This window comes from Streptomyces sp. NPDC059895 (genome assembly GCF_042731035.1).
Taxonomy (GTDB): domain Bacteria; phylum Actinomycetota; class Actinomycetes; order Streptomycetales; family Streptomycetaceae; genus Streptomyces.
Genome location: NZ_JBHWKO010000001.1, coordinates 224,637 through 249,908, shown reverse-complemented (window position 1 = coordinate 249,908; position 25,272 = coordinate 224,637). Strand labels below are relative to the sequence as shown.

The 25,272-nt window shown below is 70.6% G+C and carries 20 protein-coding genes and 1 pseudogene; 8 read left to right on the top strand and 13 right to left on the bottom strand.

Annotated elements, in window-relative coordinates:
- Positions 1–21: 21 nt before the first annotated feature.
- The 3 genes and pseudogenes from ACFV9M_RS01130 to ACFV9M_RS01120 all read right to left on the bottom strand — a co-directional run bounded on the left by ACFV9M_RS01130 (position 22) and on the right by ACFV9M_RS01120 (position 3,726).
- Entirely contained in the window at positions 22–1,425 is a 1,404-nt protein-coding gene (locus ACFV9M_RS01130) for an NAD(P)/FAD-dependent oxidoreductase (protein ID WP_385062253.1), read from the bottom strand.
- A gap of 517 nt (positions 1,426–1,942) precedes the next feature.
- Positions 1,943–2,980: pseudogene (locus tag ACFV9M_RS01125) on the bottom strand (MAB_1171c family putative transporter); the annotation flags it as partial.
- A gap of 137 nt (positions 2,981–3,117) precedes the next feature.
- Entirely contained in the window at positions 3,118–3,726 is a 609-nt protein-coding gene (locus tag ACFV9M_RS01120) for a toxin-antitoxin system, toxin component family protein (protein WP_385062251.1), read from the bottom strand.
- A 258-nt stretch (positions 3,727–3,984) separates the two neighbouring features.
- Here ACFV9M_RS01120 and ACFV9M_RS01115 point away from each other — a divergent pair, with 258 nt between their 5' ends.
- The 6 genes from ACFV9M_RS01115 (at position 3,985) to ACFV9M_RS01090 (ending at position 10,215) form a co-directional block, all read left to right on the top strand.
- Positions 3,985–5,343: an extracellular solute-binding protein gene (locus tag ACFV9M_RS01115; protein ID WP_385062250.1), complete on the top strand. Its 1,359-nt coding sequence runs from the start codon at positions 3,985–3,987 to the stop codon at positions 5,341–5,343.
- On the top strand, positions 5,340–6,281 hold the full coding sequence (locus ACFV9M_RS01110; RefSeq protein ID WP_385062248.1) for a carbohydrate ABC transporter permease: 942 nt from the start codon (positions 5,340–5,342) through the stop codon (positions 6,279–6,281). The genes ACFV9M_RS01115 and ACFV9M_RS01110 overlap by 4 nt, the downstream gene beginning before the upstream one ends.
- Positions 6,278–7,138, top strand: coding sequence for a carbohydrate ABC transporter permease (locus tag ACFV9M_RS01105; protein ID WP_385062247.1), 861 nt, complete (start codon positions 6,278–6,280; stop codon positions 7,136–7,138). The genes ACFV9M_RS01110 and ACFV9M_RS01105 overlap by 4 nt, the downstream gene beginning before the upstream one ends.
- Positions 7,139–7,159: 21 nt before the next feature.
- A complete protein-coding gene (locus tag ACFV9M_RS01100; protein ID WP_385062245.1) occupies positions 7,160–8,128 on the top strand; it encodes an arabinan endo-1,5-alpha-L-arabinosidase in 969 nt (322 codons plus the stop codon).
- 73 nt (positions 8,129–8,201) lie between these two features.
- Positions 8,202–9,707: an alpha-N-arabinofuranosidase gene (locus ACFV9M_RS01095; RefSeq protein WP_385062244.1), complete on the top strand. Its 1,506-nt coding sequence runs from the start codon at positions 8,202–8,204 to the stop codon at positions 9,705–9,707.
- A gap of 49 nt (positions 9,708–9,756) precedes the next feature.
- Entirely contained in the window at positions 9,757–10,215 is a 459-nt protein-coding gene (locus tag ACFV9M_RS01090) for an RrF2 family transcriptional regulator (protein WP_385062242.1), read from the top strand.
- Between the two features lie 19 nt (positions 10,216–10,234).
- Here ACFV9M_RS01090 and ACFV9M_RS01085 read toward each other — a convergent pair whose 3' ends face one another.
- Both ACFV9M_RS01085 and ACFV9M_RS01080 read right to left on the bottom strand, forming a co-directional pair.
- Positions 10,235–10,561, bottom strand: a complete 327-nt coding sequence (locus ACFV9M_RS01085; protein WP_385062240.1) for a hypothetical protein — start codon at positions 10,559–10,561, stop codon at positions 10,235–10,237.
- Between the two features lie 32 nt (positions 10,562–10,593).
- Positions 10,594–11,388: an intradiol ring-cleavage dioxygenase gene (locus ACFV9M_RS01080; RefSeq protein WP_385062238.1), complete on the bottom strand. Its 795-nt coding sequence runs from the start codon at positions 11,386–11,388 to the stop codon at positions 10,594–10,596.
- Between the two features lie 256 nt (positions 11,389–11,644).
- Here ACFV9M_RS01080 and ACFV9M_RS01075 point away from each other — a divergent pair, with 256 nt between their 5' ends.
- The gene (locus ACFV9M_RS01075; protein ID WP_385062237.1) at positions 11,645–12,616 is read left to right on the top strand and encodes an arabinan endo-1,5-alpha-L-arabinosidase; all 972 of its coding nucleotides are present in this window, start codon (positions 11,645–11,647) and stop codon (positions 12,614–12,616) included.
- A complete protein-coding gene (locus tag ACFV9M_RS01070) occupies positions 12,598–14,031 on the top strand; it encodes a family 43 glycosylhydrolase (RefSeq protein ID WP_385062236.1) in 1,434 nt (477 codons plus the stop codon). Before ACFV9M_RS01075 ends, ACFV9M_RS01070 begins: the two co-directional genes overlap by 19 nt.
- Before the next feature lie 351 nt (positions 14,032–14,382).
- Here ACFV9M_RS01070 and ACFV9M_RS01065 read toward each other — a convergent pair whose 3' ends face one another.
- The 8 genes from ACFV9M_RS01065 to ACFV9M_RS01030 form a co-directional block, all read right to left on the bottom strand.
- Positions 14,383–15,996 (bottom strand): pyridoxal phosphate-dependent aminotransferase, encoded by a 1,614-nt coding sequence (locus ACFV9M_RS01065; protein ID WP_385062234.1) that lies wholly within the window; start codon positions 15,994–15,996, stop codon positions 14,383–14,385.
- A gap of 196 nt (positions 15,997–16,192) precedes the next feature.
- The gene (locus ACFV9M_RS01060) at positions 16,193–17,341 is read right to left on the bottom strand and encodes an aldose epimerase family protein (RefSeq protein ID WP_385062232.1); all 1,149 of its coding nucleotides are present in this window, start codon (positions 17,339–17,341) and stop codon (positions 16,193–16,195) included.
- A 64-nt stretch (positions 17,342–17,405) separates the two neighbouring features.
- Positions 17,406–18,650, bottom strand: a complete 1,245-nt coding sequence (mmsB, locus tag ACFV9M_RS01055) for a multiple monosaccharide ABC transporter permease (protein ID WP_385062231.1) — start codon at positions 18,648–18,650, stop codon at positions 17,406–17,408.
- Positions 18,647–20,197, bottom strand: coding sequence for a multiple monosaccharide ABC transporter ATP-binding protein (mmsA, locus tag ACFV9M_RS01050; RefSeq protein ID WP_385062230.1), 1,551 nt, complete (start codon positions 20,195–20,197; stop codon positions 18,647–18,649). The genes mmsB and mmsA overlap by 4 nt, the downstream gene beginning before the upstream one ends.
- A gap of 32 nt (positions 20,198–20,229) precedes the next feature.
- Positions 20,230–21,336, bottom strand: coding sequence for a multiple monosaccharide ABC transporter substrate-binding protein (gene chvE, locus ACFV9M_RS01045; protein WP_385062228.1), 1,107 nt, complete (start codon positions 21,334–21,336; stop codon positions 20,230–20,232).
- A gap of 143 nt (positions 21,337–21,479) precedes the next feature.
- Positions 21,480–22,451 carry a hypothetical protein gene (locus ACFV9M_RS01040; protein ID WP_385062226.1) on the bottom strand — a complete coding sequence of 324 codons (972 nt, stop codon included), beginning with the start codon at positions 22,449–22,451 and terminating at the stop codon, positions 21,480–21,482.
- 110 nt (positions 22,452–22,561) lie between these two features.
- The gene (locus tag ACFV9M_RS01035; protein ID WP_385062224.1) at positions 22,562–23,566 is read right to left on the bottom strand and encodes a zinc-binding dehydrogenase; all 1,005 of its coding nucleotides are present in this window, start codon (positions 23,564–23,566) and stop codon (positions 22,562–22,564) included.
- Positions 23,563–24,723: a mandelate racemase/muconate lactonizing enzyme family protein gene (locus tag ACFV9M_RS01030; RefSeq protein ID WP_385062223.1), complete on the bottom strand. Its 1,161-nt coding sequence runs from the start codon at positions 24,721–24,723 to the stop codon at positions 23,563–23,565. The genes ACFV9M_RS01035 and ACFV9M_RS01030 overlap by 4 nt, the downstream gene beginning before the upstream one ends.
- Positions 24,724–25,272: the final 549 nt, after the last annotated feature.

Sequence of the window (25,272 nt, the reverse complement as noted above, 5' to 3'; positions counted from 1 at the left end):
CGCGGCCCCACCCCCTGCGGGCTACTGCAACCCCGCCCGCTTCATCTCGTCCCCCGTCAACGGCGGCCCGCTCAGCGCCGGCCGCAGCGGCCCCACCAGCGCCGCCGCCACGACCGACGGAGCCAGCAGCACCTCCGGGCCCCGCTCCAACGACGTCACGTCCGTCACCCGCCGGGCGATCCGCCCGTTCCCCGTCGCCGTGTACATCAGCCGGTCCACATACGCGGCCACCATCCGGTCCCGCAGGGTCGGCCCGCCCTCCGTCGCGCCGGGGTAGAACACGTCCTGCCCGACCGCCAGCTGCCACGCCGCGCCGACCGGCTTCGCCACCGCCTTCTGCACCCGGCGGGACAGCCCCGCCGACCCCCACCCGTGACGCCGCGTCACCTGCCGCAGCAGCAGCGCGCTCTGGGCGGCCACCGCCAGCCCGTGACCGTAGACGGGGTTCAGCGCGGCGAGGGCGTCGCCGACGACGGTGAAGTTCTCGGGCCAGGCCGGCATCCGCTCGTAGAAGTGCCGGCGGTTGACGGTCGTCCGGGTGAAGGACACCCCGGTCAGCGGCTCGGCCTGTTCCAGCAGACGCCCGATGAGAGGGTGCCGCAGCTCCTCACGGGCGAAGCGGACGAAGTCGTCCTCGGCGGCGGAGGGTTCGCCGCCGCGGGTGCCGGTGAGGGTGGCGATCCACCGGCCGTCCTCGATGGGCAGGAGGAACCCCGACCGTCCCGGCCCGGCGGCCCGCGGGTCGAGCTGGACGTTGACGACGGGGAAGCCGGAGCGGGCGTGCTCGGGCGCGCGGTAGAGCCGGCTGGCGTACGCCAGGCCGGCGTCGACCTCGCGCCGTTCCGCGGCGGGCAGCCCGAGGGCCGTCAGCCAGTGGGAGGCGCGGGAGGCACGGCCGGTGGCATCGACCACCAGGCCGGCCGGGAGGACCCGTTCGCCCTCCCCGGGCATCCGCACCCGCACCCCCGTGACGGCCGCCGCGCCGCCCTCCAGCCCCACCGCCTCCGCTCCCGCGAGCACCTCGATCCGGCGGTCGGCGAGGACGCGCGCGCGGAGGGTCGCGTCCAGCAGGTCCCGCCCGGCCAGGATCACGTGATGGGACTCGGCCCAGCGCCGGAACCAGCCCTGCGGGGACAGCCCGACGATGTCCGTGGTGACCGGCGCCTGACGGGCCCCGGCCTCCCGCAGCGTGTCGGTGATTCCGGGCAGCAGGGCCTCCACGGCCCGTACCCCGCCCGACCACAGCATGTGGGCGTGGCGCGCCTGCGGCAGCCCCTTGCGGGGCGCGGGCCCCTCGGGCAGCACGTCGCGCTCGACGACGACCACCCGGTCGGCGAACCCGGCCAGGGCACGCGCCGCGAGCATGCCGGTATGGGATCCCCCGAGGACGACGGCGGTTCTCGCGGGGGTGGACGGTTCAGTCATGCGTGGACACGCTCTCTGCCGGGGCGGCCGCGCGGGCGCGTACCGCGGTGATCTCCTCGGGGCGGCGCAGGATGGCGGACACGGCCTGGATCTCCCGCAGCAGGTAGGTGGTGTCCGGCTCGGACGAGAACGCCGGACCGGACGCGCCTCCCGGCCCGGGCGGCACCGCCCGACCGGACGCGCCGGACGTACCGGCGGAGGGCCCGGAGGCACCGGGCGCGCCGGGTGTACCGGAGGCGGTGGACGCATTCGGCGCATCCGACGAGCCCATCGCTCCGGACGCACGGGATACGTCGGCCGCGGAGGCACCGGCAGACGGCTCGGACGCGCCGAGCGCACCGGACGCATATGACGCCCGTACCCCACCCGGCGCCCGCACCCCGCCCGACGTCCGTGCCCTGCCCAACGGCCCGGCCCCGCCCGCCGTCAGAGGCCCGCCCGATGGCCCTGCCGCGCCCGCACCCGACGCCCTCGCGCCCCCACCCCGCCCCCCGGAGCGCCCCCCACCGCCCCCCGCCTCCCCGTCCGCGACGGCGTCCAGGATGGTCACGGCGGCGGCGAGGGCCCGCGCCCGGTGCTGGTCGTGGCCGAGCGCGAGGGCCGCTTCGTGGGCCCGGCGGCGCAGGTCCTCGTCGAGGTGGCGGGAGAGTTGCAGGAGCGCGTCGCGGATGAACGTCTCACGGCGGATCAGGCGCAGTTCCGAGGTCGCGCGCAGTGCGAAGGGCTCGCGGCCTCCGCTGACCGTCCGCATCAGCCGGGAGAGCGGCTTCAGGCTCCGGTGCCGGCGGCGGACCAGCCAGCGCTCCTGGAGGTACTGGCCGGCGTGCGGGACGATGAAGCCGACCGCGACCAGGGTGGCGGCGACGCAGGCGGCCGACGGTGCCACGTTGGTGTTGAGCCAGTCCAGGTCGTGCCCGGTCCAGCGGGCGGCCACGGCTGTCAGCTTGGCCGCGCTGAACAGCAGGTTCGTGGCGTAGCCGACGCCCAGGAACCGCAGGCCCCAGCGCAGCCAGGCGTCGAGGCCGTCGGTGCGGATCCAGTTCCAGATGAGCCGGGCGGTGATGGAGCAGGCCACGGTGTGCGCGACCAGGTAGAGCAGGATCTCCTCGCGCATGAACGGCGTGGTGGCGTAGTACGTGTCGAGGTCGCGGATCTGCTCCACGGGCACGTTGGCGAGCGCGAACAGCACCCACAGCGCGACGACCACGGCCGCGTAGACCGAGACCACCCACCGGGTGGCGCGGCGGGTCTGCGGCGAGCGCTCGGTGCCGCCGTTGCGCCAGGCGATGATCAGCAGCAGCCAGGACGCGGAGAGCGCGGTGAGCAGGGAGTACACCCAGGGCGCCGCGATGTTCGGCACGCCGGTGACCCGGTTGGTCCAGGCGATGGTGCTGGGCGCCGCGAAGACGAACACCGCGCAGGCGAACACCAGCAGGCCGCCGACGGCCCGCAGCAGCGGGTCCCGCCACAGCTTGAGGATGCTGGGCAGTTTGATCGCCAGGGCGGCGGTCAGGACGACGGTGGGAAGCCAGAAGGAGACGTACACGCCGCTCAGGAGGTTGCCCGCAAGCGGGAAGGCATCCGTCCCGGCGAGCCCCACGCCCTCCGGCCCGGCGGACCCCGCGGCCCCCGGCCCGGTGAGCCCCGCGGCCCCCGTCCCGGCGAGCCCCGCGATACCCGTCACCGTCACCGTCACCGTGCCGTACTCCCGCGCCCGCGGTATCCCAGGGTCCGCTGGACGGGGTCGGGGGGCGTGCCGCGGTCCCGTCCGGAGAGGTACGGCCGGAGGGCGGCCGCGAGCCGGTGCCCGAAGGCGTCGGCCTCGGCCTCGTCGTCCTGGCGGGAGCCGTCGCGGGCGGCGACGGCCAGGGCGACGTCGTCCCAGCCGGGCCGCCCGGCCAGCGCGTGCGCGGCGGCCGCGCCCACACCGTGCCGGTGGTGCCGGTGGCCGGCGTGCAGATGCCACAACTCATGTCCAAGGATGACCAGTTGCTGGACGTCCTCGGCGCGCTCCTCGACGATGACGAGGTCGAAGTCCTGGAACTCCACGCACAGCCCGGTCACATCGAACTCGTCGGGGAACCGTTCGAAGCGCAGTTCCACGGGCCGGCCGCCGCGCAGCGCCGCCATCGCCTCGCACAGGGCCCGGGACACCTCGCGCACTCCGGCCGGGGGGCGGGGCCGCGCCCGTAGCGCCGCGGAGAGACCGCCGGCCAGTTCGCGCATGGCCGGGCCGGTCTTGGCGCGGCGCAGCGCCGAGGTGATCCGGGCCGCCCTGCCGCGGGTGCCCGACCTGTCCATCCGGTCCCCTCTCTCACCGCCCTGCGGCGGCCTGTTCGAGCCTACGCGGCCGGATGTGTCCGCGTCACGCGATGCCGTTCACAGGTTCTCCCGGGCGGCGGCCGGACGAAAAGCGCTGTCGCCAGGCGGGCCGGAAGTCGGTGCCGGAAGTCGGTGCCGGAAGTCGTGTCAGAACCATTGACGCGCGGCCGCATCGAACCTACGGTCCCGTTCGAAGTTACGAGCGCTATTCGACATGCCGAACGACAGGGGCAAGGTATGGGACAACCTGGCCTGAACCGCAGGCAGCTGCTGGCTGCCGTGGGAGGACTGACCGTCGCTGGAAGCTTCGGTTTCGCCGCACTGGGCACAGGAGCCGACGCACTCGCCGCCGGTTCTCAGACCCGGGTGCGGTACTGGAACCTCTTCAGCGGCGGTGACGGATACAACATGATCGCGATGCTGGACTCCTTCCGCGAGGAGCATCCGGACATCGCGGTGAAGGACTCCACACTCCAGTGGGGGAGCCCCTTCTATACCAAGCTGGCCATGGCGGCGGCGGGCAACCGCGCACCCGACCTCGGTGTCATGCACCTGGGCAGGGTGACCGGCTTCTCGCCCGGCCGCCTCCTCGACCCCTGGGATGTCGACCTGCTCGCCAAGTACGGCGTGCGGGAAGCGGACTTCAACCCCGAGCTGTGGAAGCGCGCCGTCATCGACGGCAAGCTCTACGCCCTCCCGCTCGACATCCACGTACAGCTCTGTTACTACCGCAAGGACGTGCTGAAGAAGGCCGGCCTGCTCGGTGCCGACGGGCGCATGGTGCCCGTGACGTCGGTCGACGAGTGGTTCGACGTCCTGAAGGAGGCCAAACAGGCCACTGAGAAGGGCCTCCAGACCATCGGCCTGTGGCACAACGACCAGAACTTCCAGTGGTGGTTCTTCGTCGCCTTCTACACCCAGCTCGGCGGCACCTGGTTCGACGACGCCAACACCGAGGTCACCTTCGACACCGACAAGGCCACCCAGGTCCTGGAGTTCCTGCGCCGGCACATCACCGACGGGTACGCCAACCCGGCCTACGGGGGCGGCGCGGGCGCCGAACAGTTCGTCAACGGCGCCCCCTTCGCCTGGGAGGGCAACTGGTCGGTGCCGGTCTTCGACGCCGCGAAGGTCGAGTACGGCGCGACCCCGCTGCCGCCCGTCTTCGGCAAGCAGGCCACCCACGCCGAGTCGCACTCCTTCGTGCTGCCGCACCAGGCGGAACGCGGCGGCGCCGCCAACGAGGCCGCGCACCGGCTCGCCGCCTACGTCGTCCAGCACGCCCAGCAGTGGGCCGCCGGCGGCCACATCCCCGCCTACACGCCGACCCTGTCCACGGCCGCCTACCAGGAGCTGGAACCGCAGAACGAGTACGTCTCGGCCATGGACCACCAGGCCACCGAGCCGAAGGTGTGGTTCGCCGGCTCCACCGGCATCCTCGCCCAGCGCGTCGGCCCGATCGTCGTCTCCTCGACGATGGGGTCCGCCAAGCCGGACGCGGTCGCCCGCCGGATGAAGAGCACGCTCACCGAGCTGCTCGCCTCGAAGAACCCCATGGACGGCAGGACCGCCGCGCAGGGAGGTGCGGTCGCATGACGACGACCAGCGCAGAGACCGTCATCGCACCGGCCCGCGCCAGGACCGCCGCGCCGAGTGCCGCCGTCCGCCGCAAGCAGGGCTTCCAGCACGGCGCCTGGTTCGTCGCACCGTTCCTGGCCCTGTTCGCCCTCTTCGTCGTCTGGCCGCTGCTGCGCGGCCTCTACCTCAGCTTCACGGACGCCAACATCTCCGGTGACGGCGCGAGCTTCGTCGGCCTCGACAACTACCGCGAGGCCCTCCAGGACGAGCTGATGTGGGAGGCGCTGCGCCACAGCGCGTACTTCACGCTCCTGGTCGTGCCCTGCATCACCGTGATGGCCTTCCTCCTCGCGATGCTCGCCCACCACATCGAGCGCGGCAAGTGGCTGTGGCGGCTGTGCTTCTTCGCCCCGTTCCTGCTGCCCTCCACCGTCGCGGGCAACCTGTGGCAGTGGCTGTTCAACCCCGGCAACGGCATGATCAACCACGTCTTCGGCCTGGAGACGCCCTGGCTGACCGACAAGTCGTACGCCATGCTCGCCATCGTCATCACCACCCTGTGGTGGACGGTCGGCTTCAGCTTCCTGCTCTACCTCGCCGCCCTCCAGGGCATCCCCGGCCACCTCTACGAGGCCGCCAAGCTGGACGGCGCGAACGCCTGGCACCGCATGGTGCACATCACGCTGCCGATGCTGCGCAACATCACCGGCCTCGTCATCGCCCTGCAGATCCTCGCCTCGCTCCAGGTCTTCGACCAGGCCGTCGTGATGATGGACTTCGGGCCGGGCCCGGAGAACTCGACCAGGACCTTCGTCCAGTACACCCTCGAAGAGGGCTTCACCAGCTACCGCGTGGGCTACGCCTCCGCCATCTCCATCATCTTCTTCGTGATCATCGCGGCCGTCGCCCTCGCGCGGATGTGGCTGCTGCGCAACCGTGAGGAGGGCGGCCGATGAGCACCGCCGCACAGACCCGCGTCAAGCCGCGCAGGGGCTGGACCCCCAGCCAGATCGTGCTCACCCTCCTCGGCGCCGTCGTCTCCGCGGTCTTCCTCTCCCCGCTCGCCTGGGCGCTGTTCACCTCGCTCAAATCGGAGACCGAGGCCGTCGAGGTGCCGACGCACTGGCTGCCGAAGGAGTGGACGGGCCAGGCCTGGACGGCGATCTTCGAGTCCGGCAACATCACCAACTGGTTCGTGAACTCGCTGGTCGTCTCGGTGTGCGTGACCGCCGTCGTGCTGACCGTGGCCGCGCTCGCCGGATACGGCTTCGCCCGCACCGAGTTCCGCGGCAAGAACCTCCTGCTCGGCGTGGTCATGGCCGGCCTGATGGTCTCCCCGGCCGTCCTCGGCGTCCCGCTGTTCACCACGGTCCAGCAGATGGGCATGGTCGACACCTACTGGGGCATGATCCTGCCGCAGTGCGCGCCCGCCGCGATGGTCTTCATCCTCTACAAGTTCTTCCAGGGCATCCCGCGCGAACTGGAGGAGGCCGCGTTCATCGACGGCGCGGGCCGCTGGCGGGTCTTCTTCACCATCGTCCTGCCGCTCGCCCGGCCCTCGCTCGCCGCGGTCGGCATCTTCACCTTCATCGCGTCGTGGAACAACTTCCTGTGGCCGTACATGGTCACCAACAACCCCGACCTGATGACCATGCCGAACGGCATCGCGACCGTCATGAACTCCTACGGCATCCAGTGGGCCCAGCTCATGGCCGGCGGCCTGATGGCCGGCCTGCCCCTGATCATCGTCTTCGTCTTCTTCCAGCGGCAGATCGTGACGGGTGTCGCCCACACCGGTCTGGCCGGCCAGTAACCCCTCCGAGGAGAGCCTGAGTTGAAGCGCTTCAGACTCGCCGCGCTGCTCGCCGCCGCAGCCGTGGCCCTGCTCCCGGGCACCGCCCGGGCGGACGCCACCTACCCCGACCCCCGGCCGATCACCGGCCAGGAGATCATCCACGACCCCACCGTCTCCCACCTGAAGTCCGGCCAGTACGTGGCCTACTCGACCGGCGGGATCATCGGCGCCCGCCTGTCGGACGACGGGACGCAGTGGGACGACGCGGGCAACGCCTTCGCCGAGCCCCCGAGCTGGTGGTACGAGTACAACGAAACCGGCGACCCCTGGGCCCCCGACCTCTCCTACCGCGCGGGCCGCTACTGGCTCTACTACGCCGTCTCCTCCTGGGGCACCAACCACTCCGCGATCGGCGTGGCCACCTCCCCGAGCGGCCTGCCCGGCACCTGGACCGACCAGGGCAAGGTCTTCACCTCCGAGACCACTGACACCTGGAACGCCATCGACCCCGCCCTGATCCAGGCGGACGGCAAGCTGTGGATGGCCTTCGGCTCGTACTGGACGGGCATCCGGATGGTCGAGCTGAACCCGAAGACCGGCAAGGCGGTCACCGGCGCCACCGTCCACCACCTGGCCACCCGCCCCGACGCGCCGTACGCGGTGGAAGGCCCGTACATCGTCAAGCACGGCCGCTACTACTACCTCTTCGCCTCCTACGACGCGTGCTGCTCGGGCGTGAACTCGACGTACAAGATCAAGGTCGGCCGCTCCGCCTCTGTCACCGGCCCGTACGTCGACAGCACGGGCAAGGCGCTCCTGGAGGGCGGCGGCGACCTCGTCCTCGAGGGCCATGGCCGCTTCATCGGCACCGGCGGCCAGTCCGTCTTCCGGGACAAGGGCGGCGACTGGCTCGCCTACCACTACTACGACGCCGAGGACGAAGGCACGCCCAAGCTGGGGCTCAACGAGCTGAGCTGGCAGAAGAACGGCTGGCCGGTCGTCCGGTAAGGCGCCCGCGACCTGCCCCCACCCCCCACCCGCCCACCCGCAGACGGAACACAACCCCCTTCGGAAGGAAAAGATGCGCACCGCCCGCTTCACCCTCGACCCCGCCTTCACCGTCGGTGAGGTCAACCCCCGCCTGTTCGGTTCCTTCGTCGAACACCTCGGCCGCTGCGTCTACACGGGCATCTACGAGCCCGGCCACCCCACCGCCGACGAGGCCGGCCTGCGGCAGGACGTCCTGGACCTGGTCCGCGAACTCGGCGTCACCGCCATCCGCTACCCCGGCGGGAACTTCGTCTCCGGTTACAAGTGGGAGGACTCCGTCGGTCCGGTCGAGGAGCGCCCCCGCCGCCTCGACCTGGCCTGGCGCACCACGGAGACGAATCGTTTCGGCCTCTCCGAGTACATCGCGTTCCTGAAGAAGGTCGGCCCCCAGGCCGAGCCCATGATGGCCGTCAACCTCGGCACCCGCGGTGTCGCCGAGGCCATCGAGCTCCAGGAGTACGCCAACCACCCGTCCGGCACGGCCCTGTCGGACCTGCGTGCCGAGCACGGCGACAAGGACCCCTTCGGTATCAAGCTGTGGTGCCTGGGCAACGAGATGGACGGCCCCTGGCAGACCGGCCACAAGACCGCCGAGGAGTACGGCCGCCTCGCCGCCGAGACGGCCCGCGCCATGCGCCAGATCGAGCCGGGCGTCGAACTCGTCGCCTGCGGTTCCTCCGGCCAGTCCATGGACACCTTCGCCGAGTGGGAGGCGACGGTCCTCAAGGAGACGTACGACCTGGTCGACTACATCTCCCTGCACGCCTACTACGAGCCGCACGACGGCGACGTCGACTCCTTCCTCGCCTCCGCCGTGGACATGGAGTCGTTCATCCAGAACGTCGTCGCGACCTGCGACCACATCGGCGCCCGCCTGAAGTCCAAGAAGAAGATCAACCTCTCCTTCGACGAGTGGAACGTCTGGTACCTGTCCCGGACCGAGGCCGAGGTCAGCGCCCTGGACTGGCCCGAGGCGCCCCGCCTGCTGGAGGACAACTACAACGTCACCGACGCGGTCGTCTTCGGCTCCCTGCTCATCGCCCTGCTCCGGCACGCCGACCGCGTCACCGTCGCCTGCCTCGCCCAGCTCGTCAACGTCATCGCCCCGATCATGACCGAGCCGGGCGGCCCGGCCTGGCGCCAGACGACGTTCTTCCCCTTCGCGCAGGCCTCGAAGTACGGCCGGGGCGAGGTCCTCGACGTGCGCGTGGACTCCCCGACGTACGAGACGAAGCGGTACGGCGAGGCGGACCTGCTGCACGCCACCGCCGTGCGCGCCGAGGACGGCACGGTCACCGTCTTCGCCATCAACCGCGGCCGCGGCGAGTCGCTCCCGCTGGAGGTGGCGCTCAGCGGTCTCGGGGTGACCCGGCTCGTCGAGCACAGCGTGCTCTCCGACGCCGACCCGGACGCCCGCAACACCCTCGCCGAGCCCGAGCGGGTGGCCCCGCACACGGGTGAGGGCACGGCGGTCGCCGACGGGAAGCTGACCGCGACGCTGGAGCCGATGTCCTGGAACGTGATCCGGCTGGCCTGACCCGGGTGCCGGTGCGCCGCCCGCCGGCGGCGCACCGGACAATGTCCGTATGAGGATCTCGGCACGGGCGGACTACGCGGTGCGGGCGGTACTGGAGCTCGCCGTACGGCAGGGCGGCGACCCGGTGAAGGCGGAGACCGTCTCCGCCGCGCAGGGCATTCCGCACAAGTTCCTGGAAGGGATCCTCGGCGACCTGCGGCGCGGCGGGATCGTCGACAGTCGGCGCGGAGGGGGCGGCGGCTACCGGCTGGCCCGCGACCCCGGCAGCATCAGCGTCGCGGACGTGATCAGGGCGGTCGACGGCCCGATCGTGTCCGTCCGCGGCGAACGCCCGACCGACCTCGCCTACACCGGCTCCGCCCGGCCCCTGCTGCCGCTGTGGATCGCCCTGCGCGCCAACGTCCGCCAGATCCTGGAGGGCGTCACGATCGCCGACGTCGCGGCGGACGCCCTCCCGGACCCCGTACAGCGCCTCGCGGCGGAACCGGCGGCCTGGGAGAACCCGTGAGCCGGCCGGGCGGACCCCGTCAGCGGCGGGCGGCGGAGCGCTTCGGCGGCGCGATGCGCACCCGCGTCTCCACGGAGGCGTTCTCCAGGTCGTCGAGCTGCGCGACGATCGTGGCGCGCAGGTCGTCGTCGTCCTCGAAGGTGTGGTCGTTGAACAGCGTGTAGCCGGTCCACATCAGGTTGGCGCGCACCCGTGCCGGGACCCGGCCGGTCCGGGCGCCCATGCCGACCAGCGCCACCGACCCGATGCTGCCCGGCGCCCGGTCGTTCTGCCGGTGGATCGCCTGGAACGCGGCGGCGCAGGCCAGGGCCACGTTCAGCCGGACCGGCTGTGCGTCACCGCGCACCTGGTGACGCACGGCCGGCGGCGGTGGGGAGGTCAGCTCGACTCGACGCCGAGCGTCAGGGCCGCCGCGTACCCCGCGGAGGTCGTGCTCCCCAGCGCGGTGAGCGTGAGGAGCCCTGACGCGGCGCCTCCCTCGTCGTAGATGGAGTCCTGGGCGAGGGTGGTGCGGGTGACCGTGTTCGTCGAGTACGGCGAGACGCGTGCGACGGCGGTCGTGATCGTCTCGTCGAAGAACAGCTGGCCGGTGTGGATCTCCTGGCCGCCGGTGAAGGAGCCGTCCGAGGTCAGGGTGACGTTCGTGTGGACCTTGACGTGGATGTGCACACAGCGGCCCCGGTACCAGCCCGGGTAGATCGAGGTGATGGACGCGACGCCGCTGGAGTTCGTCAGGACTCCGCCGCGCAGGAAGGTGCCGCTGTCCGGTTCGTTGTGGCCGTTGTTGCCGACGAAGCCGGAGTACTCGCCGAGGGCGTCGGAGTGCCAGATCTCGACGAGGGCGTTGCTGAGCGGGACGCAGGTGTCGTCGTCGACGACCGTGAGCGTCAGCTTGAGCGGGATGCCCGCCTTGCCTTCGGTGATGTCGGCGCGGACGTACTGTCCGTCGAGGTAGTAGGGGCCTTCGGTCAGCTCCTTGGTGAGGGTGCAGACGGCCGCGGCCGCCACGGGGGCGGCGTCGGCGGCGTCGGCGGCGGGGGCGTCGGTCGCGGCGACGGCGCCGACGGCCAGGGTGGCGGCCGTGGCGCCGGTGGCGATCAGCACGGTGCGGCGGCCGAGGTACTGGGGGGACTCGGAGGGCGCGTCGTGACGCGCATCTGCGGTGTCTGTCATGGGCACGGCACCGTAGGGGCGGTTTCTGTCCGAGACCTGTCAATCTGGCAAAGTGACGGACCGTCAAGCCCTATGCAGGACAAGGGGAGTGGCGCGGTCCGCTCTGGGCGCTCGGCCGACGATGCGACCGCCGCCCGAAAACTTCCGGTACTGCGCGGGCCATTGACGCGAAAGGGGTTCGATTCTACGGTCCCGTCCGACGACGCGACTGCCGTTCGATATCACGAACGGCTGACCCCACTGAAGGAGCGTCCGCATGAGCCGCATGTCCCGCAAGGCCGCACTTCTCGCCCTTCCCGCCGCGATCCTGCTGGCGCTGACCCCCTCCACCGCCTCCGCCTACCCCAACCCCGGCACCGTCACCGGCTCCACCGTCGTCCACGACCCGACGATGATCCGCGCCTCCGACGGCCGCTACCTCCTCTACGCCACCGGAGGCGGCCTGTCCTACCGCACCTCCACCGACCGCACCGCCTTCAGCGCGGGCAGCGACGCCTTCACGACCAGGCCGAGCTGGTGGTCGTCGTACGGGACGACGGAGGCGTGGGCGCCGGACATCTCGTACCAGGGCGGCAAGTACCTGATGTACTACGCCGTCTCGACCTTCGGGTCCAACACGTCCGCCATCGGCCTGGCCGGTTCGACGACCGGCCTGCCCGGCTCCTGGACCGACTACGGCACGGTCTACACCTCCAGCAGCTCCAGCGACTACAACGCCATCGACCCCAACCTCTTCGTCGACGGCGACGGCAAGTGGTGGCTGTCGTTCGGCAGCTGGTGGACCGGCCTGAAGATGATCCAGATCAACCCCTCGACCGGCAAGCAGCTGTCGAGCAACACCACCCGCTACTCCCTCGCCTCCCGCCCGACCGGGACGAAGGCCGTCGAGGCGCCGTACATCGTCAAGCGCAACGGCTACTACTACCTCTTCGCGTCCTACGACACCTGCTGCGCCGGCACCAGCTCCACCTACAAGGTCAAGGTCGGCCGGGCCACCAGCGTCACCGGCCCGTACTACGACCAGAACGGCGTCGCCCTCCTGAACAACGGCGGCACCCCGGTGCTGGAGTCGCACGGACGCTACATCGGCCCCGGCGGCCAGTCGATCCTGGCCGACGTCGACGGCGACCTGATCGTCTACCACTACTACGACGGCCAGGACAACGGCACCCCCAAACTCGGCATCAACCTCCTGAACTGGAGCAGCGGATGGCCCGTCGCCTACTGACCCTGCTGGCCGCGCTGCTGCTCGCCCTGTCCCTGGGACAGTCCTCGGCCAGTGCCGCCTCCTTCGCCAACCCGGTCAAGGCGCAGAAGGGCGCCGACCCCTGGATCGCGTACCACGACGGCAACTACTACCTGGTGTCGACGAGCTGGACGGACGTCATCACCGTCCGCAAGTCAGCCACCCTCGCCGGCCTGGCCACCGCGCCGAGCGTGCAGGTGTGGCAGGGCGACGCGGCGAGCCGCTGCTGCAACATCTGGGCACCCGAGCTGCACTACCTCAACGGCCGCTGGTACCTCTACTACGTCGCCGGCCAGAACGTCTCCGACTACAACCCGACCCAGCGCACCCACGTCCTGGAGAGCGCCGGCTCCGACCCGCTCGGCCCGTACACCTACCGCAACCAGCTCAACTCGTCCTGGATGCTGGACCCGACGGTCGCGACCGTCAACGGGCAGCTGTACCTCTTCGGCAGCACGAGCAGCGGCACCCAGAACCTCGTCGCGGCCCGCATGTCGAACCCGTACACCCTCGCCACGGGCTTCTCCACCGTCTCGACGCCCACCTACTCCTGGGAGACGTCGGGCGGCACGGTGAACGAGGGGCCGGAGATCCTCCAGCGCGGCGGGCGGACCTTCCTCGTCTACTCGGCGAGCGGCTGCTGGACCGCCGACTACAAACTCGGCCAGCTCACCCTCACCGGCAGCGACCCGCTGTCGGCGTCCTCCTGGACGAAGAAGTCCACGCCCGTCTTCCAGCGCAGTGACGCGGGCGGCGTCTACGGGCCCGGCCACAACGGCTTCTTCACCTCGCCCGACGGCACCGAGAACTGGATCGTCTACCACGCCAACGACGCGGCGTCGGAGGGCTGCGACAACGGCCGGACCACCCGCGCCCAGAAGTTCACCTGGAACTCCGACGGCACCCCGAACCTCGGCACCCCGGTCGCTCTCGGCGCGAGCCAGACCGGCCCGTCGGGCGAACCGTCCACCGTCTCCACCACGTACACCCTCACCAACCGCAACAGCGGCAAGTGCCTGGACGTGGCGGGCAGTTCGACGGCCGACGGCGCCAACGTCGCGCAGTACACCTGCAACGGCGGCGCCAACCAGCGCTGGCGGATCGAGGACCTCGGCGACGACACCAGCCGCCTCGTCAACGTCGCCACCGGCAAGGTCCTCGACACCGCCGACTGCTCCACCGCCGACGGCGCCGACCTGCGGCAGTGGAGCTGGCTGAACAACACCTGCCAGCGGTTCCGCTTCGTCGCCACCGACAGCGGCTACGTCCGCGTAGTCAACCAGGCCACGGGCAAGGTCGCCGACGTCGAGAACTGCTCCACGGCCGACTCCGCCGACGTACGGCAATGGACCTGGCTGGCCAACACCTGCCAGCAGTGGCGCCTGAACCCGGCGTAGCCCACCCCCGCGCCCCTGCCCCCGACACAGGTCACCCACCCAGGGGCGCGGGGAACCGCGCGACCGGCCCCGACGGCCCCGAGGCGGCGGACCTGCCCGGCCGGCCCCGCGCTCCTGCCTCCGGCGCAGGTCACCCACCCGGGGGCGCGGGGAACTGCGCGACCGGCCACGATGGCCCCGAGGCCGCGGACCTGCCCGACCACCCCCGCGCCCCTGCCCCCGACACAGGTCACCCACCCAGGGGCGCGGGGAACCGCGCGACCGGCCACGACGGCCCCGAGGCCGCCCCCGCACAGTCCGCCCCACGGCGCACAGGCGTGTCCGGCTCAGCCCAGCGCCAGCGGCCAGCGACTAGCCCACCTGGCCCATCCCCGCCGCGCTCGGCCAGTTCTGCGCGCTGTGCGGCCAGCCCGACGTCGCGGCGGGGGAGAGGCCGTCCGTGCCGCGGACCTGGGCGGCGGTCAGGCCGCCGCGCGCCGGGACACCGGGCGGGGTGGGGCCGGGCATCGGGGCGCCGGGAGCGGCGGGCGGCACCGGGGACATCGCGGCCGCCGCCGCGGGGGCGGGGGCCGGGGGCGCCGCCGGGACGGACGGCGGGAACACCTGGGCCGCCGCCGGCAGCGGCATCCCCGCCCCGCCGGTCTGCGCCGCCGCCGGCATCTGCAGGCCGGCCACGGCGGCCGGAGCCGGAGCCGGAGCCGGGACCGGCCCCGGCAGACCGGCGCCGACGGCCTGAGCGGCGAGGCCCTGCATGCCGGCACCGTTGGTGGCACCGATCAGCCGGTCCACCGCCGCCGTGCCCGAGCTGTAGCTGCTCCCGGTGCCCAGCTCGGGCACGGCGGCTCCCCTCCTGGTCCCGTAGAGCACCTGTTCCAGGCCGGACACCAGGCGACGCACGTCCACCTGGGGGCGCACCACGAGCCGCAGGAAGCGGCTGGAGGAACCGATCTTGTTGCCGCACTCGCGGACCAGGATCCGGTGCTCGGTGAGCAGCCGGTCGCGGACCACGGTGCCCTCGGCGCCCACCGGAAGGCGCACGAAGAGGAAGTTCCCCTGGGAGGGGTAGACGGTCAGGCCCGGCAGTGAGGAGAGCTGGCTGGCCATCTCCAGGCGGTCGCGGTACACCTGGTGGAGGCTCTGGGCGTACTCGGCGCCGTGCTCCTTGAGGATGAACACCACGTACTCGGCGAAGGCGTTGAGGTTCCATTTCGGCAGCATGGAGCGGACCCGGCCCGCGAGCGAGGGATTGGCGACCATGTAGCCGAAGCGGATGCCGTGCAGGCCGAAGTTCTTGCCGAGGCTGCGCAGCACGATGACGTTGGGGCGCAGCATCGCCTCCTGGACGACGCTCGGTTCGGCCTCCGCGTCGGCGAACTCCAGGAACGACTCGTCGATGACGACCAGGTCCAGGTCGGCCATCGCGTCCATGAACTGCACGATCGCGTGCTTGTGCAGGAACCCGCCGTCGGGGTTGTTGGGGTTGCAGATGACGGCGGCACGGGTGCCGCGCGCCCGGATGAACTCGGCGTACTGGGCGAGGTCCAGGGCGAAGCCGCTGGATTCCTGGAGCGGGAACATGTCGACCCGCTTGCCGGTCTCCATCGGCTGGTCGGTCCAGCGGCCGAAGGTGGGGACGGGGACGGCGAGGGACTCGCGGACCAGCAGGTGGTCGATCCAGGTGATCAGCTCGGTCGAGCCGTTGCCCATCGCGACCGCCTGCGGCGGGAGCTGGAGCAGGTTGCACAGCTCGGCCGTGATGGTGTCGGCGCTGCTCGGGTAGTACGTGATGATGTCGCGGAGCTTGGCCGCCATCACGTCGAACATCGCGGGGGTGGGGAAGTAGGGGTTGCACGGTATGCAGAAGTCCACCGGGCCGACCCCTTCGCCGCCCTCGCGCGTCAGCGCTGCCATCGACGGGCTGTGCGCCGCGGTGTTGCGGAACAACGAGGAGACGTTGTCGGCCATGGAACCTCCGTATGGGGCGGGCCCGGTGGGGACGACCGGGTCCGTCGTCATGTGGGTGGCCCGTGCGGGGGAGCACGGGCCGCCCTTACATACGGAGACTGGGGTGACGCTGTTCAAACACTGGGAACCAATTGAGAAATTGTGCGGCTCCTGTGAACGCGGGTCGGTCTGAGCGCCGGGTCAGTCTGAAAGCGGGTCAGCGGCCGAACGAGTGGACGGTCGTCGTCCGGTACGTCTGCCCCGGCCGCAGCACGGTCGACGGGAACGACGGCTTGTTCGGCGAGTCCGGGAAGTGCTGCGTCTCCAGGCAGAGGCCGTCGCCCTGGCGGTAGACGGTGCCGCCCGAGCCGACGAGCGTGCCGTCGAGGAAGTTGCCGGAGTAGAACTGCAGCCCCGGCTCGGTGGTGGCGATGCGCAGGGTGCGGCCCGAGGAGGGGTCGCGCAGGGTCGCGACGGGCACCGGCTCGGCCGTGACGCCCTTGTCGAGCACCCAGTTGTGGTCGAGGCCCTGGCCGTACAGCAGCTGCTGGTGGGCGACGCGGATGTCCTCGCCGACGGTCTTGGCCCGGCGGAAGTCGAAGGGGGTGCCGGCCACCTTCGCCAGCTCGCCGGTGGGGATCAGGCCCGAGTCGACGGGCGTGTAGCGGGAGGCGGCGATCTCCAGCTCGTGGTCGTGGATCGAGCCGCTCGCCTCGCCGGCGAGGTTCCAGTAGACGTGGCTGGTGAGGTTGACGACGGTGGCCTTGTCGGTGGTGGCCTCGTAGTCGATGCGCCAGTCGCCCTGCCGGGTGAGGGTGTAGGTGACCTTCACCTCGAGGGTGCCCGGGTAGCCCATCTCCCCGTCGGCGCTCGTGTAGCGCAGGTACAGGCCGACGTCGGAGCCCTTCGTGAACGGCTCGACGTCCCACACCCGCTTGTCGAAGCCCTGGGCGCCGCCGTGCAGGGTGTTCTCGCCGTCGTTGACGCTGATCTGGTACGCGGTGCCGTCGAGGGTGAACCGCCCCTTGCCGATGCGGTTGCCGTAGCGGCCGATGAGCGCGCCGAAGTAGGGGCTCTTGGCGACGTAGTCCTCGATCGTGTCGAAGCCGAGGGAAACGTTCCTGTAGCGGCCGTGGCGGTCGGGGACCTCCAGGGACTGGACGATGCCGCCGTAGGAGAGGACCTTCAGGCGGGTGCCGCCGTTGGACAGCGACCAGACGTGGACCTTCGTGCCGTCCGCGAGGGTACCGAAGAGCTTCTTCACCGGCGTGCTGCCTCCCGAGGCGTGTGCCGTGCCGCCGAGCGTGGTCGCGGCGATCCCGGCGGCCGCGGCGCCCGCGATGACTGTGCGTCGGTTCAGTTCCATGGAGTGCGGCTCCCTTGAAAGGGCGGGGCCCCGCCGGATGCTCCGGCGGGGCCCGCTCGTCGACTTACGAACCGGACTTGCGCTTGTTCCAGACGTCGAACCCGACCGCGGCCAACAGGGCCAGGCCCTTGATGACCTGCTGCCAGTCGCTGCCGACGCCGAGGAGGTTCATGCCGTTGTTCAGCACACCGAGGACGAGACCGCCGATGATCGCACCGAGGACGGTGCCCACACCGCCGCTCATCGACGCGCCGCCGATGAACGCCGAGGCGATCGCCTCGAGTTCGAAGTTCAGTCCCGCCTTCGGACCGGCCGCGTTCAGACGGGCGGCGACCACCAGACCCGCCAGGGCCGCGAGCACGCCCATGTTCAGGAAGACGTAGAAGGTGACCTTCTTGTCCTTCACGCCGGACAGCTTCGCCGCCGGCAGGTTGCCGCCGATCGCGTAGATGTGCCGGCCGAACACCGCGTTGCGCATGACGTAGCCGTAGCCGACCACCAGCACGCCCAGCACCAGCAGGATGATCGGGGCGCCCTTGTAGCTGGCGAGCAGCAGGGTGACCACGAGGACCGCGGCGACGATGGAGACGATCTTGAGCAGGAAGATGTTGCGGGGCACGACCTCCAGCGCGAACTCCTGCTGGCGCCCCCGGTCCCGGACCTCCTGGAGCACCACGAAGACGATCAGGACGAGGCCCAGCAGCAGCGTGATGTTGTGGTAGTTGGTGGTCGGGCCGACCTCGGGCAGGAAGCCGTTGCCGATCTCCTGGAGGCCGTCCGGGAAGGGGCCGAGGGTCTGGCCCTCCAGCAGGATCTCCGTCACACCGCGGAAGGTCAGCATGCCGGCGAGGGTGACGATGAACGACGGTATGCCGAGATACGCGATCAGATAGCCCTGGATCGAGCCCGCGACGCCGCCCACCACCAGGCAGAGCACCACCGCGACCGGCCACGGCACATCGTGCTGCACGGTCAGTACGGCCGCGAAGGCCCCCACGAACGCCGTCAGCGATCCCACCGACAGGTCGATGTGGCCCGCGATGATCACCAGCATCATGCCGATCGCGAGGATCAGGATGTAGCTGTTCTGAAGGACCAGGTTGGAGACGTTGCGCGGCAGCAGCAGGTCGCCGTCGGTCCACACCGCGAAGAGGACGACGATCAGACCGAGGGCGATCAGCATGCCGTACTGGCGCATGTTGCGGCGCAGGCCGTCCAGCATCAGCTGGAGCAGGCCGCCGCCCGCCGCCCCCGGGCCCTTGCCCGGCGGCGCGGCGGCCGGGCTCTTGTCGGTCACTTCGGTGCTCATCGCGTTACCTCTTTGTCCTTCGTCATCTGACGCATCAGCACTTCCTGCGTGGCCTCGGCCCGCGGGACCTCGCCCGTGAGGCGCCCGGCGGCCATGGTGTAGATGCGGTCGCACATGCCGAGCAGCTCGGGCAGCTCGGAGGAGATGAAGACGACCGCCTTGCCCTGGGCCGCCAACTGGTCGATGACCGTGTAGATCTCGTACTTGGCGCCCACGTCGATGCCGCGCGTGGGCTCGTCCAGGATCAGCACGTCCGGACCCGCGAAGATCCACTTGCTGAGGACGACCTTCTGCTGGTTGCCGCCGGAGAGCTTGCCGACCGGCTCGAAGACGGTCGGCGCCTTGATGTTCATGGAGGTGCGGTAGCCCTCGGCGACCTGCCGCTCCTCGTGCTCGTCGACGATCCCGCGCCGGGCGACCTTCCTCAGGGCGGTGAGCGAGATGTTCCGGTTGATGGTGTCGATGAGGTTGAGGCCGTAGTGCTTGCGGTCCTCGGTGACGTACGCGATGCCGTGCTCGACCGCCTCCGGGACGGTCCTGGTACGGATCTCCCGGCCGTCCTTGAGGACCGTGCCGCCCGCGTGGCGGCCGTAGCTGCGCCCGAAGACGCTCATCGCGAGTTCGGTGCGGCCGGCGCCCATCAGCCCCGCGATGCCGACGATCTCCCCGCGCCGCACGTGGACCGACACGTCGTCGACCACCTTGCGCTGCTGGTCGATCGGGTGGTGCACGGTCCAGTTGCGGATCTCCAGCGCGGGCGCCGCGCCCGCCTCCGGCTCGTGCGGGGTGCGCTCGGGGAAGCGGTGGTCGAGGTCACGGCCCACCATGCCGCTGATGATCCGGTCCTCGGTCGTCTCCGGCGCCTTCACGTCCAGCGTCTCGATGGACTGGCCGTCGCGGATGATCGTCACCGAGTCGGCGACCTTGCGGATCTCGTTGAGCTTGTGGGAGATGATGATCGAGGTGATGCCCTGCTTCTTCAACTCCAGGATGAGATCCAGGAGTTTGTCGCTGTCCTCGTCGTTCAGGGCCGCGGTCGGCTCATCCAGGATGAGCAGCTTCACCTTCTTCGACAGCGCCTTCGCGATCTCCACGAGCTGCTGCTTGCCCACGCCGATGTCGGCGACGCGGGTCTCCGGGTGATCGCTGAGACCGACCCGGCGCAGCAGCTCGGAGGCGTGCCGCAGGGTCTCGTTCCAGTTGATCAGCCCGCGCGTGGCGTGCTCGTTGCCGAGGAAGATGTTCTCCGCGAGGGAGAGGTACGGCACCAGCGCCAGCTCCTGGTGGATGATCACGATGCCGTGCTGCTCGCTCGCCCGGATGTCCTTGAAGCCGCAGACCTCTCCCTCGAAGAGGATCTCGCCCTCGTAGCTGCCGTGCGGATGGACGCCGGAGAGCACCTTCATCAAGGTGGACTTCCCGGCGCCGTTCTCACCGCAGATGGCGTGGACCTCGCCCTGACGGACGGTCAGCGTGACGTCCGACAGCGCCTTCACACCGGGAAAGGTCTTGACGATCGAGCGCATTTCCAGGACGGGTCCCGCCATGGTCGTGCCTTCCAATCCGTGGGGTTCGACGCTTACTTGAGCTGGTCCGCCGTGTAGTAACCGCCGTCGACCAGGATCTGCGAGTAGTTGGCCTTGTCGACGCTCACCGGCTGGAGCAGGTAGGCGGGGACGACCTTGGAGCCGTTGTCGTAGGTCTTGGTGTCGTTGACCTCGGGCTCCTTGTCGTTGAGGACCGCGTCGACCATGTTCGAGGCGACCTTGGCCAGCTCGCGCAGGTCCTTGTAGACGGTCTGGGTCTGCCCGCCCGCGATGATCGACTTCACCGAGGCCAGCTCGGCGTCCTGACCGGTGATGACCGGCAGCGGCTTGCTCCCGGAGCCGTAGCCGTCGGACTTCAGCGACGACAGGATGCCGATGGAGATGCCGTCGTACGGCGAGAGGACCGCGTCGACCTTCTCGCTCTTGTACGACTTGGTGAGGATGTCGTCCATGCGCCGCTGGGCGGTGGCGCCGTCCCAGCGCAGGGTGGTGACCTGGTTGAGCGCGGTCTGGCCGGACTGGACGACCAGCTTCTTGCTGTCGATGTACGGCTTCAGGACGCTCATCGCGCCGTTGAAGAAGTACTTGGTGTTGTTGTCGTCGTTGGAGCCGGCGAACAGCTCTATGTTGAACGGGCCCTTGCCGCTCGCCAGGCCCAGCTTGTCGACGATGTAGTTCGCCTGGAGCTGGCCGACCTTCTCGTTGTCGAAGGACGCGTAGTAGTCGACGTTCGCCGAGCCGAGGATCAGGCGGTCGTAGGAGATGACCGGGATGTCCGCGTCCTTGGCCTGCTGCAGCACGTTGTTCAGCGACTTGTTGTCGATCGCCGCGATGATCAGCGCCTTGACGCCCTGCGTGATCAGGTTCTCGATCTGCGAGACCTGCTGGTCGGGGTCGTCCTCGCCGTAGACCAGCTTGGTCTCGTAGCCCTTCGCCTCCAGGTCCGCGACGACGTTCTTGCCGTCGGAGATCCAGCGCTCGGAGGACTTGGTCGGCATCGCGATACCGATCGTCCCGCCCTTGCTGTCGCCCTTCTCCTCCTTGCTCCCGCCTTCGCCGCTCTGACCGCAGGCGGTCAGGGTGAGGGCCAGGGAGGCGGCTCCGGCCACGGCGGCGAGGGCTGCTCTACGAGTACGCATGATCATCATCCTTGATGTGGTGAGAGAGAGCCTCGGTCCTCAGGCGGGAGCGCTCCCCTGCGACGGGGAAGGGACCGAGAAAACGCGCGTGTGGGATTGTGTTCGACTGCGTCGTGTTCTGTGAAGGGGACTTTCCCGGAACGTTATGCGGAAGTTTCGAAACGCCGGAGCGTTCCCGGGAGTCGGGAGCCCAGCGGGGCCATGTCGCCGTCGGCGCCGTGCCGCGCCAGCAGGTCCAGGGCCAGCCTCCCGCGCCGCACCCGCTCCTTTGCGGTGGACAGCGTCAGATCCCGCAGATGGTGCCCGTAAGGGTAGATCCCAGGGGCCTTGGACAGCCCGAACTTCAGGTACAGCGGGGCACCGCGCCGGATCAGTTCGGCCACCTCGTACATCCGGACGTACCCGCCGAGGTCGTCGGGGGCCTCGATGTACATGTCCATGGGGGCGCCCGACACCCGCCGGATCTCGGTGAGGTGATCGAGTGTCAGGTCGCTGGGCACATTGACGGAGTCGGCGCCGAGTTGCTCGTACACCGCGTACGCGGCCGGGTTGACGGGCCCGATCAGCGCCGAGACCTTGAGCGTGGTGTCGGCCGGGATGATGCCGGCCAGCCGCGCCCGGTGCAGCGTCCACAGCACGCCCTCGTCGGCGACGAGCAGGCACTTGACGCCCAGCTCCGTCGCGCGGACGGCGTCCTCCACACAGCCGGCGACGGCGTCGTGGCCGCGCGCCCTCAGGCCCGCGCCGCGGGAGTCGGTACGGGTCGACCCGCCGATGTCCCAGGTGCCGCGCGGCCCGGTGAACAGGCACAGTTCGATGTCGCGTTCGCCGGTGGCCTCGACCATCTCGGTGATCTCGGCGTCGGTCAGCATCCACACGCCGCTGCCCTGGCTGATCCGGTGGATCGGCACGTCGAGCCGCGAGGCCTCCTTCAGCACGACCGCCAGCGCTTCGGGACCCTCGCACGAGGGGATCTCGGTGCGCCAGCGGCCGCCGCCGGGGAAGGTGTGGGCGGAGGTGTCGGCGGGGTCGAGGGCGGGCGCGTCCAGTCCCAGCGCGGCGAGCGCCTGCTCGCCGGGGCGGCGGGCGGCCGTAGCGGAAGCGTCGGTCGTCACAAGCTGTCCTTCGTGTTCGTTATTTCGGACAAGGTTCGCGGCTCAAGTCGTACGGACGTGGGTGTACGCCGGTGCGGCGGGTGTCGGAGGGCCCCCGCACCGGCGTACGTCTAGGGGCGGAGCAGCACCTTGCCCACCTTCGGATCGCCGGATCCCACCAGCTCGATCGCCTCGGAGAACTCGCCGAGCGGCAGCTCGTGCGTGACCAGCGGCAGCGGGTCGAGCAGCCCGGCGGCGAACACCCGCACCGTGTGCGACCAGGCGTCCGGCGGTGCCCCGAAGACGGTGTGCACCTCCAGCTGCCGTACGACCAGCTCCGTGGGGTCGAGCCCGGCGGCGCCGGCCGCGGGGATGCCCGTCAGCACCAGCCGCCCGCCGCGCCGCAGCAGCGCGGCGGAGGTGCGCGCGGCGGACGCGGACCCGGCGGTCTCGATCACGACGTCGAAGTCGTCGGGCAGCTCCTCGTCCCGGGTGCGGAAGGAGGTGGCGCCGAACTGCCGGGACAGGGCCTCCCGGTCCCGTCGCGTGCCCACGACCAGCAGCTCGCTCGGCGAGCCCGCCCGCAGGAACTGCACGGCGAACATGCCGAGCGTCCCGGTGCCGACGACCGCGACCCGCTCGCCCGGCAGGGCGTGGGCCTTGATCGCGGCGGCCGCGATGCAGGCGGCCGGTTCGAGCAGGGCCGCCGCCGTCAGATCGGCGTCGTCCGGCAGGACGTGCAGCAGCCGGGCCGGCAGGGTCAGCGTGGCGGCCATCGCACCCGGCTGGGTGAACCCGGTCTCCTCGTACCCGTCCGTGCACAGCGTCGTCTCACCGGCGTGGCAGCGGTCGCACACCTGGCAGTTGCGGAAGCCCTCGCCGACGACCTTGCGGCCCACCAGGGACGGGGGCACCCCGGCGCCCACGGCCCGGACCGTGCCCGACCACTCGTGACCGGGGACGAGCGGGTAGCGGACGTACCCCTCGGGCCGGTTGCCCTGGTAGACCTCGCGGTCGCTGCCGCAGATGCCCACCGCGTGCACCCGCACGAGCGCCTCGCCGGGACCGGGCTCGCGAGGCGTGTGCTCGGTGAGCCGGTGCTCGCCGGGCGCCTCGACGACGACGGCGTTGCTCACTGCTGCGCGCCCTTCGGCTTGCGCTGCTCCCAGCCCTCGGCCCACAGGTCGAAGCGGGCCTGCTGCTGCGGGAACTCGGCGGCCGCGTCGACGTCCAGCTCGACGCCGAGACCGGGCGCGTCGGAGAGGTGGAAGTACCCGTCGATCACCTCGGGCGCGCCCTTGACGACCTTCTTGATGTCCGCGTCCGCGAAGTCGTTGAAGTGCTCGAGGATCTTGAAGTTGGGGGAGGTGAAGCCGACCTGGAGCGAGGCGGCGGTCAGCACCGACCCGCCCACGTTGTGGGGGGCGACGAGCATGTAGTGCGTCTCGGCGGTCGCGGCCAGCTTGCGCGTCTCCCAGATACCGCCGATGTGGCCGACGTCCGGCTGGATGATGTCGACGGCCTGGCTCTCGAAGAGCTCGCGGAACTCGATCCGGTCGTGGATGCGCTCGCCGGTGGCGACCGGCATGTCGACCTTGGCCGCGACCTTCTCCAGCGCCTTGAGGTTCTCCGGCGGGACCGGCTCCTCCAGCCACGCGGGCTTGAACGGCGCCAGCTCCTTGGCGAGGCGGACGGCGGTGGCGGGCGAGAACCGGCCGTGCATCTCCAGCATCAGCTCGGCGTCCGGCCCGATCGCGTCGCGCACGGCCTCGATGAGGGAGACGGCGTACAGGCTCTGCTCGTGGTCCAGCTCGAAGTGGCCGGTCCCGAACGGGTCGATCTTGAGCGCCTTGTACCCGCGCTCCATGACCCCCTGGGCGGCCTTGTGGTACGCCTCCGGCGTCCGCTCGGTGGTGTACCAGCCGTTGGCGTACGCCTTGACCTTGTCGGTGACCTTGCCGCCCAGCAGCTGCCAGACCGGCACGCCGAGGGCCTTGCCCTTGATGTCCCAGCAGGCCATCTCGATGACGGCGATGCCGGACATCACGATCTCGCCGGCCCGGCCGTAGTCGCCGTACTTCATGCGGCGGGTGAGGTCCTCGACAGCGAACGGGTCGGAGCCGAGAATGTGGTTGGCCTCGGCCTCCCTCAGATACCCGATCAACGCGTCGGTGTGGCCCAGCATGCGGGTCTCGCCGACACCCGTGATGCCCTCGTCGGTGTGCACCTGGACGTAGGTCAGGTTGCGCCAGGGCGTGCCGACCACGTGAGTGCTGATTCCGGTGATGCGCACGGAAGTTGCCCTTCAGCTGTTCGAGATTTCGTCACACGTTCGAAATGCTGGCGTGACAGTAAGGAGGGGGCGAGGGGAGTGTCAATGGGTCGGACACATAACGGTTTCGACAGTTTCGAAAGCGGCTTTTCGGTTTCGATGCCCGGAACGGTCACGGCGCTCCTCTCAGGGCCCCGCCGGGAGGCCCTTCGGTTTCCCACACAACCTTCACAGGCACCCCTAGGAACGTCACCTGGCAGGAACTTAGTCTTCCCGCGTCATGGACTACTGCCACCCGTGCCGACGGCACCTCAACGGCGCCCTCGCCTGCCCGGGCTGCGGCACCCCCGCCCACCACCCGGGCGCGCCCGCGCGGGAGGCGTACGCGCCGGAGCCGTACCCGGCCCAGGCGTACACGCCGGAGCCGTACGCCGTTCACGACGTCGGGGCGGGGACGGACGGAGCTTACGGCTCCGGGGCGGGGACGGACGGAGCTTACGGCTCCGGGGCGGGGACGGACGGAGCTTACGGCTCCGGGGCGGGGACGGACGGAGCTTACGGCTCCGGGGC

Bases quoted from the DNA above. Each gene is read 5' to 3' on its own strand.
- ACFV9M_RS01130 (WP_385062253.1), bottom strand. From the start codon at position 1,425: ATGACTGAACCGTCCACCCCCGCGAGAACCGCCGTCGTCCTCGGGGGA.
- ACFV9M_RS01120 (WP_385062251.1), bottom strand. From the start codon at position 3,726: ATGGACAGGTCGGGCACCCGCGGCAGGGCGGCCCGGATCACCTCGGCG.
- ACFV9M_RS01115 (WP_385062250.1), top strand. From the start codon at position 3,985: ATGGGACAACCTGGCCTGAACCGCAGGCAGCTGCTGGCTGCCGTGGGA.
- ACFV9M_RS01110 (WP_385062248.1), top strand. From the start codon at position 5,340: ATGACGACGACCAGCGCAGAGACCGTCATCGCACCGGCCCGCGCCAGG.
- ACFV9M_RS01105 (WP_385062247.1), top strand. From the start codon at position 6,278: ATGAGCACCGCCGCACAGACCCGCGTCAAGCCGCGCAGGGGCTGGACC.
- ACFV9M_RS01095 (WP_385062244.1), top strand. From the start codon at position 8,202: ATGCGCACCGCCCGCTTCACCCTCGACCCCGCCTTCACCGTCGGTGAG.
- ACFV9M_RS01090 (WP_385062242.1), top strand. From the start codon at position 9,757: ATGAGGATCTCGGCACGGGCGGACTACGCGGTGCGGGCGGTACTGGAG.
- ACFV9M_RS01080 (WP_385062238.1), bottom strand. From the start codon at position 11,388: ATGACAGACACCGCAGATGCGCGTCACGACGCGCCCTCCGAGTCCCCC.
- ACFV9M_RS01075 (WP_385062237.1), top strand. From the start codon at position 11,645: ATGAGCCGCATGTCCCGCAAGGCCGCACTTCTCGCCCTTCCCGCCGCG.
- ACFV9M_RS01070 (WP_385062236.1), top strand. From the start codon at position 12,598: ATGGCCCGTCGCCTACTGACCCTGCTGGCCGCGCTGCTGCTCGCCCTG.
- ACFV9M_RS01065 (WP_385062234.1), bottom strand. From the start codon at position 15,996: ATGGCCGACAACGTCTCCTCGTTGTTCCGCAACACCGCGGCGCACAGC.
- ACFV9M_RS01060 (WP_385062232.1), bottom strand. From the start codon at position 17,341: ATGGAACTGAACCGACGCACAGTCATCGCGGGCGCCGCGGCCGCCGGG.
- mmsB (WP_385062231.1), bottom strand. From the start codon at position 18,650: ATGAGCACCGAAGTGACCGACAAGAGCCCGGCCGCCGCGCCGCCGGGC.
- mmsA (WP_385062230.1), bottom strand. From the start codon at position 20,197: ATGGCGGGACCCGTCCTGGAAATGCGCTCGATCGTCAAGACCTTTCCC.
- chvE (WP_385062228.1), bottom strand. From the start codon at position 21,336: ATGCGTACTCGTAGAGCAGCCCTCGCCGCCGTGGCCGGAGCCGCCTCC.